Below are 14,882 nucleotides of genomic sequence, written 5' to 3'. Positions count from 1 at the left end.
CAATTCCAAAAGAAGCATGTTCATATTTAATACAAATATATTCCGGAAGACAATACAAAAAATATATCTAAAAAGATGTATAATATAGAATGTCTCAACGATTACCAAATACTGAAATTTCCTTTAAAAATGACTTAATCAGGTATTATTATGTCCGATACAACCCTTGATATTGTGGAACTGCTTCTGACAGCGCAAATATACAACAAATATCCACAGATGGATGCCAGTGACCTGCCCAAGGAGATACGCAAGTTTTACTGGAGCAGAGATCATAAAACAGTTCCAAAACCCATCAGGGTCACAGTCAAAGATATCGAAAAAATGTTCGGTGAACAGAGCATTGACAGCAAATTGAAATCACTTCCTTTTGTCAACATCGATGAAAAGGAATTCTCTGCTAAGATCACAGCACTTGACATCGGTGGCGAATGGTTCCAGAAAAAGGATGAAGAAAGGGAGAGAATTTCACACAACCCTGCAATAGCATTCTACTACGAGGAAAAAAAGACAGAAGGAGCAGATTACAGCACCGCCAAATCAAAGGTCAGGCCAAAAGAGGTTGACAGGGAATGGATCGAATCCCTCATAGCTGATATAGAGAAAGAGGAAGGCGGATCTGACATGCTCAAACTGGCTCAGATCAGCGCCCCGGAGGACATCCGCCAGACAATGAAGGATTTTGTCCTGACACATGAGCAGGAAGAGGAAACTAAGAAGATCGTTAAGGCCATCCAGTATCGTGATTACCTGAAACATATCGGACTCTATGATGTGGGAAAGATCCTCATGGTTGGCCCGCCTGGTACCGGAAAGACCTCACTTGCCAAGGCAATGTCAGAGCACCTTGCTATTCCTTTCGTTGAAGTCAGGCTTTCTATGATAACCGACCAGTACCTTGGAGAGACAGCAAAGAACATTGACAGGGTATTCAACCTGGCAAAGAAGCTAAGTCCATGCATCCTTTTTATTGATGAATTCGATTTCGTTGCAAAGACACGTTCTTCCGATGAACACGCAGCACTCAAAAGAGCAGTGAATACACTTCTCAAAGCAATCGACAACATCAGTCTTACAACAGACGGAGTACTTCTCCTTGCAGCAACCAACCACCCAAAGATGCTTGACTCTGCAGCATGGCGTCGTTTTGATGAAATTATGAAGTTCCCGCTGCCTGATGTTGACATGCGTAAGAAGATCCTGGACATTGTCACAAAAGAGATAAAAGGTGACTTTGACACCGCTGAGATTGCAGCACTCACACACGGATACAGTGGTTCAGACCTGAGAATGGTCATCCGTGAAGGTGTGCTCACCGCACTTGTAACAGAGAGAATGGAACTTACACAAAAGGATATGCTCAACGCTGTGGCTGCATTTGATGAGAGAGCTGTCATCAAGACAAACGAATACGAAGAATAAGGACAATTCATGAAAATAACACTTCTGGGAACCGGTGACGCTACCGGAACCCCTGTTATAGGTTGTAATTGTCCCACATGTCAGGATGCACTGAAAGGCACTAAAAGCCAGAGAACAAGATTTGCAGTCCTTGTGGAGTCTTCTGAGGGAACTGTCCTTATTGACAGCGGACCGGATCTCAGGTACCAGTTACTCAAAGCAGGAACAAGGCACATAGACGGAGTGATCTGGACACATGGTCACTATGATCACTTTGCAGGTTTTGCCGAGTTCCACAGGGTGCAGTACAATGTTGATGTCTATGGACTTCCTGAAACACTGGAATACATTTTAGGTTATCTTCAATTCCTTCATCCTAAAAAGCATGAAAGAGAAATGTACGAACCTTTCAATCTCATCGGACTGGAATTCACACTTTTTGAAGTAATACATCCTCCGGTGAAGAAATCCATTGGGGTGATGATCCGGGAAGGCGACACGAAAGTTGTCATTACAGGAGACACCCAGAGAGAGATTCCTCAAAAGAGTATCGATCTTATAATGGAACCCGATCTTCTTATTGCAGATGCGATTGTGCCTCCGACAGTCGAAGTCAAAAAGCATATGAATACAGTAGAAGCTTTTGACCTTGCAAACGAGATAAAAGCAAAGGAAGTCATATTCACTCACCTGAGTCACTTTTTTGCTCCACATGAGGAAGCCATCAAGGAGTATCCACTTGGGTATGATGGCATGACATTTGAGTTCCCTGAAAAATAAGTATTGTTGAAAATAAACCGAATCGAGGATTACAATTCACATACCCTCAATTCTTACCATTGCCTTTCTTTTTGGAATATAACTGGCTTTCAAATTCATTGCGTATTTTTTCCAGTTTCTTCCTTTCATTCCTGAATCTTAAATAAACCGAAAGGGCGACAAATCCCAGTACAGCAGCAGCTATTGTCAGATCCCTTGGAGCATCTTTCGTGTAGAACTTCACACTGATAAGCTTTGGGATAGGTTCAACAGATGTATCATTCCCTGATGAATACTGGCCAAGCAAGCTCAGAAAACTGCTTGTTGTAACTTCATTGGTCCAGACAAGATTCTCCCTTCCATTCGAATCATAGTAGATCTCATTTGGTTCAGGGTTCGCTTTTCCGATCAGGGAATTGCCGGTAGTATAGCCCGCTGGAAGAACATAACGGACAACTGACGGAGGTGTTGTGATATATACAAAATCCTGACCAAGAGCAGTGTTCATCGTATAAGCTACAAATCCTGTCACTGGCTCTTCAAAGTTGATGTATACGTATTTCTGCCCTCTGATCACATCATCTGAAATTGTGTAATTAATATAGGAAGGCGAGCTCATGGAAGCGAAATACTCAAAGTTTTCCGGTGTGGCATTAGTATTATTGGAAATATCTCCAAGTACCACGACATCACTTACGATATCACTATTCTGATTACTGAGGTCTTCCAGTGGAATTATTTTTATGACCGATTGATTCTCAAGGATAGATACTACCTTTGCGGAACCGTTACTTGAAAGATAAAAAGTATGAGTTGGAATAAAAGTTCCATTGTCATAACTGTTGTTGAGGAAAACTTCAAACCCATAAGCAGACAGATTCTGAGTGGTATTTTCACCAACGGGCACAAGATCACCTACACAACCTGATGCGAAAAGTATGATACTTAAGAGGATCAATGTCAGGAAAAAATATTTTTTCATTGCTACACCAATTGATGATTTATTTTATGAAACTATCGCTACATATATTGAAACGTCATCTCATATATGCTGTTGCATAACATGTTTTTCATCAATTCCCAAATTTCCGGTTATCGATCAATCAGACTATCAATCTTCTTTTCATTAGATTTATTGAAAGCACCAGCAGAGCCATGCCTACAAACAAAACCCACGCAACATCAAATATCAGAGATGAACTTAGCACTCCATAGGAAAGAGTTCTTATAACGTTCACAATATGGGTCAGCGGAAGAAATGCCGTTGCAAAATACTGTATAGGAACAGGAAGTGCACTGAGGGGGAAAAAGGTTCCACTGAAAAGGAACATCGGTGTAATGAATAACAGCACCGGATAGTTAATAGACATAATGTTTGGAGTGATGGCTGTAAAACACATACCTATGGCTGCAAAGAGTAATCCTCCAAAAAAGGCGAAGGGTATTATCAGAAGAGAGTACTTCAGGTCGATCAAACCAAAAAGTGCTATGACAGGTATCATAACTGTGGCATTGATCACGCTTCTGGTAGCTCCCCACAACAGTTCTCCTGCAATCACATCCTCTATAGTAAGCGGAGTTGCAATAATAGCATCAAAGGTTTTCTGGTAATACATCCTGACGTAAGAACTGTAACTGCACTCGAAAAAGGATGCATACATCACTGAAACTGCTATCAGTGCCGGAGCTATGAACCGGGCATAAGGAACTCCGTCAATGCTCTCAACGAACTTCCCAAGTCCAAAACCAAGAGCCACAAGATACAATATAGGTTCCAGGAACGGAGGCAGGAAGTTCAGTTTGATGTCTTTCATGAAAACATCTTTGTTCCTCTGCCATACCTTAAATGACCTTGAACTTATAGAGGGAATCCTGAAATAATCCATCGGGTTCATTCTCTCAGACTCCTGCCGGTGAGTTTGAGGAATACATCCTCAAGTGTTGCTGGCCTTGCACTTATCTTCGACAGGGAACATTCCATGAGCAGATACTCTGAAAGCTCCATTGCATTGTCGGGATAGATGTGAACAATATCACCTATAACCTCATATTTTGCTTCTTTCTGTCGGAGACATTCCAGCAGTTCAGGGTTGTTCTCGGCTTCTATGATATCTGAGCCTATGAACTCCTCGATAACTCCCATTGGACTGCCTTCCACCAGTATTTTACCATTGTCCATTACCACAAGCCTGTCACAGAGCTTTTCAACCTCGTCAAGATAATGGGACGTGAGAACTATGGTAACTCCCTGCTTTTTTAGATTCCTTAGCTTTTCCCATATCAGATGCCTTGCCTGCGGGTCAAGTCCGACGGTCGGCTCGTCAAGGATCAGGACACCTGGACGGTTTATCAATGCCCTTGCAAGTACGAGCCTGCGCTTCATTCCGCCTGAAAGGCTTTCTGTCATCACATCACGTTTTTCCTGAAGGTGTACAAAGTCCAGAAGCTCTTCAATTCTTTTTTCAGCCTCATCTTTAGGGATATCAAAGTACCTTGAGTAAACCAGTAGATTCTCATAGACCGTGAAGTCCTCATCGAGATTATTTTCCTGTGGAACAACTCCCATAAGTGATTTTATCTCGCGCTGCTGGCTGGAAACATCCATTCCCATAACTTCGAGTCTGCCATCTGTTACCGGAGATACACACTGTATCATTCGCATTGTGGTTGTTTTACCTGCTCCGTTGGGTCCGAGAAATCCGAACATCTCGCCTTCTTCAATGCTAAAACTAATACCATCAACAGCTACAAAGTCCTTGAAAGACTTTTTCAGGTCTGTGGCTACAATTATCGGAGCTATCTAAACCACCTTTATGGAAGTTGGCAAGGTTAGGTATTAATTATTTCGACAGGAGAATTTAAGGAATACGGGGTTTTGCAGATTGTGTACAAACAGTATTTATTTTAAAAAGACATAATACATACAGAAATAAAAGAAATCGGAGGATTTACAATGAGCGAACTGAAGAATCTGATAGCAACAGCAAAAGAAAAGGGTTCTTTTCCAACCCTGATGATGGCGGCAGAGAAACTCAAGCTCGTCAGCAAATACAGCAACGAAGGCCCATTCACTATCTTCGCACCGGTAGAATCAGCTTTTGAGCCAATCCCTGATGATGTCATTGATGAGTCCTTTGATGACCATGACTACCTTCTGGGAATTATCAATTACCACATAGTGGAAGGAAGATACACCACAAAAGACCTTGAAGGACTTACTGAACTGGAAACAATCAGTGGAAACAAACTGAAGATCACCGTCAAAGATGGAATCAAGGTAGATACTGCAAATATAATTGAAGCAGATATTGAGTGCAGCAATGGAATAATCCATGCAATCGATGAAATTCTGATTCCGTAAAATTCGGAACGAATCTTTTTTTACAATATTGTATTTTTGAAAAGAACACTCCGTGTAATACCTCATGAATCAACATAGAAAGTGGTGGGACTGCGGAGATTTGAACTCCAGTCGCTAGACCCCCAGCCTAACAGGATGGACCAGGCTACCCTACAGTCCCGCAGGATTGTAATTACATATACATTACAGTATTTTAGTGTTTCCGAGAACAGAATGTATGTTTTGAAAAAAGAACAGGGAATATCCCTGTTAGAATTCATAGACGTCTCTTTAGGGCAATGAATGATAATCCAATACTTACCAGAGTTACTGTGAATGAAAGTGGGCTTTGTTCTTCAGTAGTCGGGGAAGATGATTCTTCTGTAACTTCATCTTCTGTGGATTCATATTTTTGTAATTCCGGATCATTGAACACAATCAACAAAGAATCACTGGAATCTGTTCCATCAGGAATCATTGATCCACCTGCAACATAATTACCATTTGATTCAATTACTGTATTGAAAGCGGAATCGGAATAGCCTTCATAAATATAGGACCAGACCTCATCTCCATTTTCATCTATTTTCATCAAGAAACCTTGGTAATTATCAACACCAAAAGAAGCCTTGACAGAACCTTCATGGATATTGCCTACTGAACCTACAATAACGTAATTTCCATCAGGAACTTCAATAATAGAATTTGAAAAGGATTCTGAACCTTCAAAGTATCTCTTTTCCCATAAAAGGTTTCCATCTTTATCTGTTTTCACAGCCCATGCGTTGAATAAAGATTGACCATATGGCTTACTTTTACCCACAGTAATGTAACCACCGTCAGAACATGAAGTAACCGAGTTCAACATATCAAGGTCCACATCACCGAAAGACTTATTCCAGAGCTCATTTCCTTCAGAGTCTGCTTTGACCAGCCAGCCATCTTCCATATTACTTGAACTGAATGACGTTGTGAGTCCAGCCATTATGAATTCTCCTTCAGGAGTTTCCTGCACTGTGTTAAAATAATCATATTTACGAATCCAACCTGGTCCAAAAGTTTTTGACCAGAGCTCATTTCCTTCAGGATCCACTTTTATTAGCAAACCCATCAAGTTACCTCCAGCAGTAATTAAAGGAGCACGCATTCCTGCGAGAATTAAATTTCCGTCAGATGTCTTTTGAGCTGAACTTATAATGGAAGAATCCTCATAAAATGTCCTGTCCCAAACTTCATTACCATTTGAATCAACTTTAACCATCAAAGCATCTCTTTTACCAGAACCGGTCGAAGCTGTATTTCCCAGTGCAAGGTAGTCACCTTCTCCATCTTCAACAACTGCTGTAAAGTAGTCATCCTGATCACCACCAAAGTATGTACTCCATACAATATTTCCATCAGAGCCTACTTCATACAAAAAACCATCACCATTAGCACTACTTACGCTATAACCCAGAGTCCCGGATACAATATATCCACCTGATACAGAAGTAATAATCGATGTTATGTGGTCATCTTCGTCTTCATGGAACGTGATATTCCACTGCTCTTCCAGAGGACTATTATTTGCCGCACATGCAGTACCAATTGAAAACAATACGAATAGAACACCTATCAAAGATAAGCACTTAAAAGTAGATATGTACCTAATTATAACACCACCTAAATTAGTTATTCTGCAAAATGTTTTTGCATAGTGGTTAGGAAGTTACAAGCATAGTTAAACTTTTCGAAATTGATATCGAATAATTTAAAAATGAAAGAAAAAGAAAGGAATATGCCTTACTAGAATAAGGTTTTGAACTTGTTTACTGAGACTTCAGCCAGATATCGTAAGCCTCGACAACTTCTTTGCCTTCTACAAATACAAGGTCATTGTCTGTTCCATACTGCTTCGCATCAGTCTTTTCAAGAGCTCTGCCGGTCTCATCATCCAGCATCTCGCAGACAACCATTGCAGGAGTTATTCCAGCAATCTTTGCAAGGGCAATGGAAAGTTCTGTCTGACCCATGCGTTCATGGACAAGTCCTTTTGCAGCACGCAGGGTTGCAACATGTCCAGGAGTCCTGAATTCATTTCCAAAGTGGATGTTTTCACCATTGAGTGTTTTCTCAACGATCTCACCGAGTTTGTTAATTGTCAGTGCCCTGTCATTATCAGGAATTCCGGTGCGTGTGTCCCTGTGATTTACCCAGATTGAAAATGATGAACGTGAATCATATTTTAGGTCGCCACCCTTTTCCACGATCTTGTGGAGAGCCGTACTGCACTGGTTGGCGTCTCTTATTATGTCTGCCATGAACGGAAGACCAAGTTCCTCTGATGCTTCTGAGTCAAGAGCAACACAGATAAGTCCGCCTGCATCTTTTCGCATCCATCTGACATCTTCAGGTGTAACAGCATTTGCAGGAATTGTGAAATCTGTTTCAGCCTCGCGGCCCTCAAGATCGAAAAGCAGGATCATTTCTCCTCTCTGGAGAGCCTTGATTGCCTTCTGTATATTCTTACTGTAATTTTCAATTGAATCAGTATTTGAAACCATAAATATCATTTCTCCCTTGCACTTATCTCTTCCACTATTCTCTTCCTGACTTTCCAATCATTACTTGCATTTTTGCGGGTTTTTCACCACTATCTTTACTTCGTCGCCATCATTCAACTTTAGAGCTTCACGCAGTTTTAATGGTGCGATTATCTCAAGGAGGTCTGCCGGATAGTGTGTCCTGTCCGGTATGATGACTGCACTTTTTATGCCCTCAATTTCAATAGGATAGCATTTTACGCCACCAAAACTGCGCTCACCGTCATTGAAACCGTGGATTATGAGCGGTTCCATGAAGTCCATGTTATCACGCATCTGGGCACTCTCATCGTTGAGACGCACATTCAGTGTTCCGGGGAATGGTTTGAAATCGAGTTTGTCCCTGAACTGGGACATGTAACCGTCCTTTGCAATGTAGTACTGTCCTTCTCCAAGGCCGGTTATGACCTCTCCGTAGAGTTCAAGGTCAAGGTGGTCTTTGCAGAATATCTGCTGGTAGTCGGCATATTCTTTTTTGAGAAGCCCGACACCTGCTTCTGTGAGATGAACCATCTGCCCGCCTGCTACGAGTTGTCTTGAGATGTAACCGTTGTCCTCAAGCTGTTTGAGCACCCTTGCAGCAGTCTTGGAACTGGTTGATACATGGTGCATGAACTCAGTGGAGGAGATCTTCACAGGTTTTTCGATCGCGCCGAGCAGTGCCAGTTTCTTCAGGGACGTTGTTGTGTACATTGACTAATCACACCAATCTCATATTTGAGCAGAATCTCATTTATGAGAGGAGAGGAGATAAAGGTTTTGATGCAGTGATATTTAGGATTATTTCAATACTGTTTTATTTCTTGAAACTGTTTATTTTATGTGAGCATGCTATCAAATAATCTAAAAGAGAAAAATGAGTATTTGGCAGATTACTTCAACAAACCTGCATGGGCAAACAGAATACTGTTTTATGCTAGTATATTTCTTAGCATAGCTTCAATATTTCTATTTATTATTGTCATATTCAAATTCTTATTTTCAGATTTCAGCATCTTAAACAACATTATTTATACACAAAATAATGCCACCCAACTAAACAATATGGGTTTCTTTGACAACGAACGCTATCTCCTCAGCGCCCTCGTCCAGAGTCTCGCAGCCACCATTGCTTTAGTTATCACACTCAGCCTCGTAGCCGTACAGCTAGCAGCCCAATCCTATTCTGCAAGGGTCATTGATGTCTACAAACGGAACCCCGACATGTGGATACTTCTCTGCATCTACATTTTTACAATATTCTACGGACTCGGATTGACTAAAATCATTGGACTTGGCATTTTAGGAAACTACATGGAGGGCGCTATTTTTGTGGCTTATTTCATGGGGTTCTTTGCTTTTGTTTGTCTGGTGCCGTATATATTGGATACATTAGCTTCTCTAAAGCCTTTAACTCTAATTCAAATACTTGCCAAAGATGTTACAAAGAAAAGAATACTGGACTATCTAATAATAAAAGGCCAAAAAAGCGACAAGGATCCAATTCTACCAATTGTAGATGTTATAAATAGTGCACTAACAAGAAATGATGAAGAAACTGTAAGAAATGGAATTTTAGAATTAACAGAGACTACATTAGACATTTTTAAACTCAATTACGTTGAAAAAAATGATTCTGACAAAATTTTGAAACATTTAATTCAACATATAGAAAAGATAGGAATGGAAGCTGCTGAAAAAGAGAATGAAAACTCTTCAATATCAGTAATATCAGCACTTGATGATATTAAAAGAAAAGCAATTGAATTAAATCTTGAAAAAACAACGCAAATAACTGAAAAATCTCTTGAAAATATGAAAATAAAAGTGTTGCAGCACAAACTCGAAAGCGCAACCAAGAGCATAATACAGATATATAAAAAGGAAGGGATTGAAGAATTCGAATCTGGACTTAAAAATATAGCACCTACTTCTACGTTAGTTATTTCACAGATATGCATGGAAACAATTGAAAAAAAAATGGATATTGCAGCAGATGTCGGAATAGGGGCTATCAAAGATATAGGGCTAAAAGCTGTTGATTTTGAAAATTATCTGGCTTTGGTATGGATTATTGCAGAAATTGATAACATAGGGGTAAAAGCAGCAACCGATAAAAACGATTTTATTGCAAAGACATCCGTAAAAGCACTTCGACATATAGTGGAGCCAGTATTTAAAAATGAAAAATGGCTTGCTTTTGAAAGAATTGTTTATGCTCTTAACAATATCATATTAGCTGCAGATAATAAACTTGAAACGACGACAGAAGCAGCCATAGATATATTTGCTACTATAAGCAGATGGGCTATCGAAAATAATTATGAAGATAGAATCATCATCGACATGCTAAAAAAGTTAGAAGATATGGCAAATCAATCAATCGACGAAAAACTTGAATCCCAGTTTATGAGTATTTCAATTGCAATCCAAAATATAGGAACTAAAGCAGCAGACAAAGCACGTGTGACAATAATGGAGAATATCATCGAAATTCTGGAACCCATCGGAATAAAAGCAGCAGAACAAAATCAGATTCAACCACAGTGGATGGTCATAAACGTCTTTAAAGAAATGGGAATTAAAGCGGCTGAAAATGGACTTAAAAAAGAAAAAGGAAAATACAAAGATTCTCTTATAAAACTAAGTCATAATGTCGATGCAACAGATGCTATGCAGGAAATGTTTATCTATACATCAATTGAGGAAGCGCTTGAGGATATTGAAAATGCAAAAGTAAAACGAAGAAATGCTTAATTCTTCAATCATCATCCACAAACATCTTTGCCACAAGACCCAGATGATCTTCGTGGAAAGGATCAAGCTCCTTTCTTTCCAGCACCTCAAACTCAATGTCAAAGCCGCTTTCAAGTTTGCGGACCTCTTCCTTGAATATCTTTTTCGGGCTGGCTACGGTGTCGATGCTTCTTGACTTGATGGAGAGCATCAGGTGGCCGTGTTCTTCTAAGAAGTATTTTGAATTGATAGCTGCGATCTCAGCCTGGTTGGGCTGGGCAACGTCCTGGAAGATTACATCCGCTTTTTCCACTATGTGAGCATAGGACTGTGGTTTGTTGGCATCTGCAAGAATAGGAATTATGTTCGGACGCTGGTCGCAGAGCTGAATAAGGTCACGCATGGTGCGTGGGGAGAACTCAACTGCGTAGACGAGGCCGTCTGTAAGAATGTCGGAAACGTGACTTACTGTTGTTCCTGAAGCTGCACCGAGATAGAGTACTATGGAATCTGCTTCAAGAGGAATATCGAAATTCTTGAGCACCATGGCTCCGAGCTTGCTCCTGCTGGGGTCCCACTGGCGGTATTCTGTGCCATCATCTGTGATGAGACGCTCACCGTAGACACTCATTCCTGGAATCATATTCCTTGTTGCAAGCATCTTCCTGTCATCGATATCCAGTTCATAGATACCGCTGGATAACTCTCTTGCCGACATCAGTTACTACCCCCTGACTTTTTGTTTTTCTTCCGTCCTCTTCCTTTGCGATTTCCGCCTTTACCCTGAGGTTTTGTTTGCGGTTTTCTCTCAGGAGGATTTGGGTTTGCATGTCTTATGCTTTCCAGTTTCTTATCGAGGGCTTCCTTTATGGAAGGTTCCAGTTCACCGGAATAGAAATCAGTCCTTGCAGCAAGGCTTATCTTAGCTGCAAGTGCCCTTGCAAGTTTTCCTCTCTGCCACCAGGGCGCATTCTTGATAACAGAATTGTTAAAGATAATTCCATGTTTTGGGGACGGTGCCCGGGAGCGGAGATGCTTGAAAAGCGCCCTGCTTGCACCAATCACCTGCACCGTGCTGGATGGGAAAGCCGCCAGCTTCTCAAGGCTTCCTGCCATACTCATCAGGCGGGCACCAAGTGATGCTCCAGCGATCTCGCAAAGGTTCGGTGCCACTGAGCCCATGCTTGTATTAATGTAATTCTCGATATACCTGCGTGTGTCGTACAGGCTACATATGTTGTTTGCAAAAGTCCTCAGAAGCTCCTCATCTGCAAACAGGAGTTCAGCACCCATTGAACTTGATGCCTTCTTAGACATTTCATGGTCCTCAGGAACATTTGTCCTTGAACCGTAAGCAGAAACAAATCTTGCAAGCTCCTCACCTGTCATTTCAAGCTCCGGGAAATACCTTCCGTACCACTCGAACAAGCGCTCGCTCAACTCATTCACGTTCTTATCGATATCATCCAGCGCCTCAACCGCCTGGATAATTCTTGAATCATCAGTATCGGTTTGTGATATCTGGCTCTTTGCAGCTCTTATACATACATCACGAAGCAGAATATCATAATCCTCATCAAGCTCTACAAAACCACATTCCAGTGCAGCATCTCTCAGATCGGCCCTCTGTAATGGAACAGACTGTGGATTCTCCTTTGAACTTTCCTGCAACTGTACAACAAGCTCTGCCAGCTTTTCAGGGTCCTTATCAAAAAGGTCGCAGTCCTGTATCTCACCGTCTGCATCAAGCTTGAGTTTTCCGAACCATGCAGTAAATTCAATATCTGCCAGCTTAGACCCTCCTTATCTCTGCACCGGTGTTGTTTGCCTTGGTAACCAGAACCTTACCACCTATTGTTCTGTCAAGAAGTTCCTGCACATCTTCCTGCAAATAAACAGCATCTTCAGGGTTCCCAACAATTCCGTAAACAGCCGGTCCGAATGAACTCATACCTGCACCGTAGGCACCGTTGTCCTGCATCAGGGTCATAACATCCCTCACAACCTGATGCTGAAGTGCAACCTCCCGCTGTTTAAAACCAAGACTCTGTATGTGGTTTATGCAATAACCAAAAGCTTCAATGTCCTGCTCCATGATAGCAGGCATCATTTTCATAAGAATAATATGAGAGAGTTCCTGAACTTCACTCAGAGGGATTGGACACTCTTTCTGGAAAATATTGACTTCTTTGGCATCATGTGCCCCTGTAGTGTCAGGAAGTGCAAGCACTATGTTCCAGTCCGGAAAATCATTTCTGAAAAGCACCGGAGCCGGGTCTGCCCTGCTTGCGGATGAAGGGGAGAAAGAACCTTTGTCACTGAACTTGTGGCCTCCATCAACTATGAATCCACCCATCTCAAATGATGCAACACCAATGCCGGATGTCCCACCGCGTCCAACTGAAATTGCAAGTTCCCTTACACTCTTACCAAGACCATACAATTCATTCACAGCCGCAGCGGCAGAGAGCGCGGCCTGGGTTCCGGATCCAAAACCGACGTGTGCCAGCATATCTTCTTCAATTTTAAGGCTGATACCCTCGCCTTCAGGAAGGACCTGCTTTACAGCACTGATCATCCTTTCAGCAAGGAATGAATCCCCTATGACTTCAATAGTATCTGATTTCTCCGCAGATATAATAACATGCGGAGATTCTATCGAAATTCCTGCGCCTCCATCCACTCTTCCAAGTTGCGCATTAAGATCAATAAGAGTCAGATGAAGTCTTGATGGGGACTTAATAGTAATCATGTCATGGGTTATCAGTGACACATACTATTAAAGATTACCACTTGATTTTCTGTAATATTTTTTAATAAAAAAGCTCCATGAAAAGCTCAACACACTCCTGTTAAATACAAATCTCAAAATAACAGGAATAAAACGATACAATCTTATACGGAACTTGCCGGACATATCAAATTCAATCCTGCTATCCACAAAATCCGGTTCAAGATTCACCCTAAGGTTTTCAAAATTACATGCAAGATAAGCCATTAATGCATGAGAATATCCACATGCAATACCAGTATATGATGGATCAGGGAATCCATACACTGCATTTACCCTGGCATAAGGAATCTTTATAGCATAGATAAGTCCCTTGATAAATCTAATTACAGGCGTCCTCAGTTGCCTGAAAGTCCGTATCATCTCTGAATAGGTCATATCAATTGACTTTTTCTTTTTCTCTTTTTCACCGGATTCCTGAAAATGTCCTTTTACCTTTTCTGTAACATATTTTTCTGCATCTTTGAATTCTTCAGGAAAATCGTCATCTGAATGCCCATCATTAACCTCATCTTCCAGCTCTGGACTCACCTGTCTGGAAAATAATAACCAGTGAACAACAACAGTGTGTTCAACTGAAACACCGGTACCCTTCACATTGAAAACAACATCTATTGCGGCAAACAGGACTAAGAGAACTAAAAATACAATAAGAAGCAGTATCACCGTTAGGATCGATAGCATATCTGCTCCTGTGCAGGTTTCTCAGTAAAGTAGAAAGAATCAGTCTTCTGAAGACTCTTCTGAACCCTCGCAGGGTCCATCGCCTTCACAACTGTCATCTTTCTTTGACTTCTTCATGGACTTGACTTTCTCAATGAGTCCCGGAACTGATTCAAGGATCTTTCCAAAATCAGTCTGTCCTGACATGGTCATGAGTTTTGTGCCTTCAGCAGATATCACAATAAATGCAACAGGCTCAATCTTTGCACCGGCTCCACCGCCGCCGCCAAAACCTTCTTCTTCACCTGTTTTCTTACCCTCGCCGCCGCCAGTTCCAAATCCAAATGAAACCTTGGTGACAGGAATGATGGTGGTCTCGCCTACGATCATGGCTTCCCCTACCACGGTCTTTGTGCTCACAAGTCTTTCAAGTTCTGAGGATACTTCTTTCATTAAATCTTCTAATGCCATATTTTAACCCCTGCTATCCATAAAATTTGTATTTCATATGACTATACGAACTCAAAATTAAAAAATCTTGTCAAACACTTCAAAAAGTCAGGCCACTATAAATTACCATTTCCAAATAAAAAGTAGGAGAAAAAAGAAAAGAACTTTTATACGATTGTTG

At 41.2% G+C, this 14,882-nt stretch carries 15 protein-coding genes and 1 tRNA gene; 4 read left to right on the top strand and 12 right to left on the bottom strand.

Annotated features, from left to right (window positions below; translation table 11 throughout):
• Positions 1–150: 150 nt before the first annotated feature.
• Together RE474_RS07625 and RE474_RS07620 are read left to right on the top strand one after the other, a co-directional pair.
• Complete coding sequence (locus RE474_RS07625) at positions 151–1,422, top strand: AAA family ATPase (RefSeq protein ID WP_309309789.1); 1,272 nt, start codon at positions 151–153, stop codon at positions 1,420–1,422.
• 9 nt (positions 1,423–1,431) lie between these two features.
• Positions 1,432–2,181, top strand: a complete 750-nt coding sequence (locus RE474_RS07620) for an MBL fold metallo-hydrolase (protein WP_309309788.1) — start codon at positions 1,432–1,434, stop codon at positions 2,179–2,181.
• 46 nt (positions 2,182–2,227) lie between these two features.
• On the opposite strand, the gene RE474_RS07615 is transcribed toward RE474_RS07620, so the two are convergent.
• From RE474_RS07615 to RE474_RS07605, 3 genes are all read right to left on the bottom strand, one after another.
• On the bottom strand, positions 2,228–3,142 hold the full coding sequence (locus RE474_RS07615) for a DUF5803 family protein (RefSeq protein WP_309309787.1): 915 nt from the start codon (positions 3,140–3,142) through the stop codon (positions 2,228–2,230).
• 121 nt (positions 3,143–3,263) lie between these two features.
• Positions 3,264–4,055 (bottom strand): ABC transporter permease, encoded by a 792-nt coding sequence (locus RE474_RS07610; protein WP_309309786.1) that lies wholly within the window; start codon positions 4,053–4,055, stop codon positions 3,264–3,266.
• Positions 4,052–4,867, bottom strand: coding sequence for an ABC transporter ATP-binding protein (locus tag RE474_RS07605; protein WP_309309785.1), 816 nt, complete (start codon positions 4,865–4,867; stop codon positions 4,052–4,054). The genes RE474_RS07610 and RE474_RS07605 overlap by 4 nt, the downstream gene beginning before the upstream one ends.
• A 246-nt stretch (positions 4,868–5,113) precedes the next feature.
• Here RE474_RS07605 and RE474_RS07600 point away from each other — a divergent pair, with 246 nt between their 5' ends.
• The gene (locus RE474_RS07600) at positions 5,114–5,521 is read left to right on the top strand and encodes a fasciclin domain-containing protein (RefSeq protein WP_309309784.1); all 408 of its coding nucleotides are present in this window, start codon (positions 5,114–5,116) and stop codon (positions 5,519–5,521) included.
• Between the two features lie 82 nt (positions 5,522–5,603).
• On the opposite strand, the gene RE474_RS07595 is transcribed toward RE474_RS07600, so the two are convergent.
• From RE474_RS07595 to RE474_RS07580, 4 genes are all read right to left on the bottom strand, one after another.
• Positions 5,604–5,681 (bottom strand) — tRNA-Pro (locus RE474_RS07595).
• Between the two features lie 96 nt (positions 5,682–5,777).
• On the bottom strand, positions 5,778–7,097 hold the full coding sequence (locus RE474_RS07590) for a hypothetical protein (protein WP_309309783.1): 1,320 nt from the start codon (positions 7,095–7,097) through the stop codon (positions 5,778–5,780).
• A gap of 211 nt (positions 7,098–7,308) precedes the next feature.
• Positions 7,309–8,043, bottom strand: a complete 735-nt coding sequence (gene ribB, locus RE474_RS07585; protein ID WP_309309782.1) for a 3,4-dihydroxy-2-butanone-4-phosphate synthase — start codon at positions 8,041–8,043, stop codon at positions 7,309–7,311.
• Between the two features lie 60 nt (positions 8,044–8,103).
• Positions 8,104–8,775, bottom strand: a complete 672-nt coding sequence (locus tag RE474_RS07580; protein WP_309309781.1) for a winged helix-turn-helix domain-containing protein/riboflavin kinase — start codon at positions 8,773–8,775, stop codon at positions 8,104–8,106.
• 135 nt (positions 8,776–8,910) lie between these two features.
• On the opposite strand from RE474_RS07580, the gene RE474_RS07575 reads away from it, so the two are divergent.
• The gene (locus RE474_RS07575; protein ID WP_309309780.1) at positions 8,911–10,818 is read left to right on the top strand and encodes a DUF2254 family protein; all 1,908 of its coding nucleotides are present in this window, start codon (positions 8,911–8,913) and stop codon (positions 10,816–10,818) included.
• 4 nt (positions 10,819–10,822) lie between these two features.
• On the opposite strand, the gene RE474_RS07570 is transcribed toward RE474_RS07575, so the two are convergent.
• The 5 genes from RE474_RS07570 to RE474_RS07550 all read right to left on the bottom strand — a co-directional run bounded on the left by RE474_RS07570 (position 10,823) and on the right by RE474_RS07550 (position 14,722).
• Positions 10,823–11,518 (bottom strand): fibrillarin-like rRNA/tRNA 2'-O-methyltransferase, encoded by a 696-nt coding sequence (locus tag RE474_RS07570; RefSeq protein WP_309312224.1) that lies wholly within the window; start codon positions 11,516–11,518, stop codon positions 10,823–10,825.
• Positions 11,515–12,468, bottom strand: coding sequence for an NOP5/NOP56 family protein (locus RE474_RS07565; protein WP_309309779.1), 954 nt, complete (start codon positions 12,466–12,468; stop codon positions 11,515–11,517). Before RE474_RS07565 ends, RE474_RS07570 begins: the two co-directional genes overlap by 4 nt.
• Positions 12,469–12,589: 121 nt before the next feature.
• Positions 12,590–13,549 carry a beta-ribofuranosylaminobenzene 5'-phosphate synthase gene (locus RE474_RS07560; RefSeq protein WP_309309778.1) on the bottom strand — a complete coding sequence of 320 codons (960 nt, stop codon included), beginning with the start codon at positions 13,547–13,549 and terminating at the stop codon, positions 12,590–12,592.
• Between the two features lie 27 nt (positions 13,550–13,576).
• Positions 13,577–14,272: a DUF2953 domain-containing protein gene (locus RE474_RS07555; RefSeq protein ID WP_309309777.1), complete on the bottom strand. Its 696-nt coding sequence runs from the start codon at positions 14,270–14,272 to the stop codon at positions 13,577–13,579.
• A gap of 39 nt (positions 14,273–14,311) precedes the next feature.
• Positions 14,312–14,722 carry a GerW family sporulation protein gene (locus RE474_RS07550; RefSeq protein WP_309309776.1) on the bottom strand — a complete coding sequence of 137 codons (411 nt, stop codon included), beginning with the start codon at positions 14,720–14,722 and terminating at the stop codon, positions 14,312–14,314.
• Positions 14,723–14,882: the final 160 nt, after the last annotated feature.

Origin of the sequence: Methanolobus sediminis, from assembly GCF_031312595.1 — an archaeon.
Taxonomy (GTDB): Archaea; Halobacteriota; Methanosarcinia; order Methanosarcinales; family Methanosarcinaceae; genus Methanolobus; species Methanolobus sediminis.
Note: the sequence above shows the minus strand (reverse complement) of the source record. Positions and strands in the feature narration are given on the sequence as shown.

Bases quoted from the DNA above. Each gene is read 5' to 3' on its own strand.
- RE474_RS07605 (WP_309309785.1), bottom strand. From the start codon at position 4,867: ATGTTCGGATTTCTCGGACCCAACGGAGCAGGTAAAACAACCACAATG.
- RE474_RS07575 (WP_309309780.1), top strand. From the start codon at position 8,911: ATGCTATCAAATAATCTAAAAGAGAAAAATGAGTATTTGGCAGATTAC.
- RE474_RS07625 (WP_309309789.1), top strand. From the start codon at position 151: ATGTCCGATACAACCCTTGATATTGTGGAACTGCTTCTGACAGCGCAA.
- RE474_RS07610 (WP_309309786.1), bottom strand. From the start codon at position 4,055: ATGAACCCGATGGATTATTTCAGGATTCCCTCTATAAGTTCAAGGTCA.
- RE474_RS07550 (WP_309309776.1), bottom strand. From the start codon at position 14,722: ATGGCATTAGAAGATTTAATGAAAGAAGTATCCTCAGAACTTGAAAGA.
- RE474_RS07615 (WP_309309787.1), bottom strand. From the start codon at position 3,142: ATGAAAAAATATTTTTTCCTGACATTGATCCTCTTAAGTATCATACTT.
- ribB (WP_309309782.1), bottom strand. From the start codon at position 8,043: ATGGTTTCAAATACTGATTCAATTGAAAATTACAGTAAGAATATACAG.
- RE474_RS07620 (WP_309309788.1), top strand. From the start codon at position 1,432: ATGAAAATAACACTTCTGGGAACCGGTGACGCTACCGGAACCCCTGTT.
- RE474_RS07555 (WP_309309777.1), bottom strand. From the start codon at position 14,272: ATGCTATCGATCCTAACGGTGATACTGCTTCTTATTGTATTTTTAGTT.
- RE474_RS07560 (WP_309309778.1), bottom strand. From the start codon at position 13,549: ATGATTACTATTAAGTCCCCATCAAGACTTCATCTGACTCTTATTGAT.
- RE474_RS07580 (WP_309309781.1), bottom strand. From the start codon at position 8,775: ATGTACACAACAACGTCCCTGAAGAAACTGGCACTGCTCGGCGCGATC.
- RE474_RS07600 (WP_309309784.1), top strand. From the start codon at position 5,114: ATGAGCGAACTGAAGAATCTGATAGCAACAGCAAAAGAAAAGGGTTCT.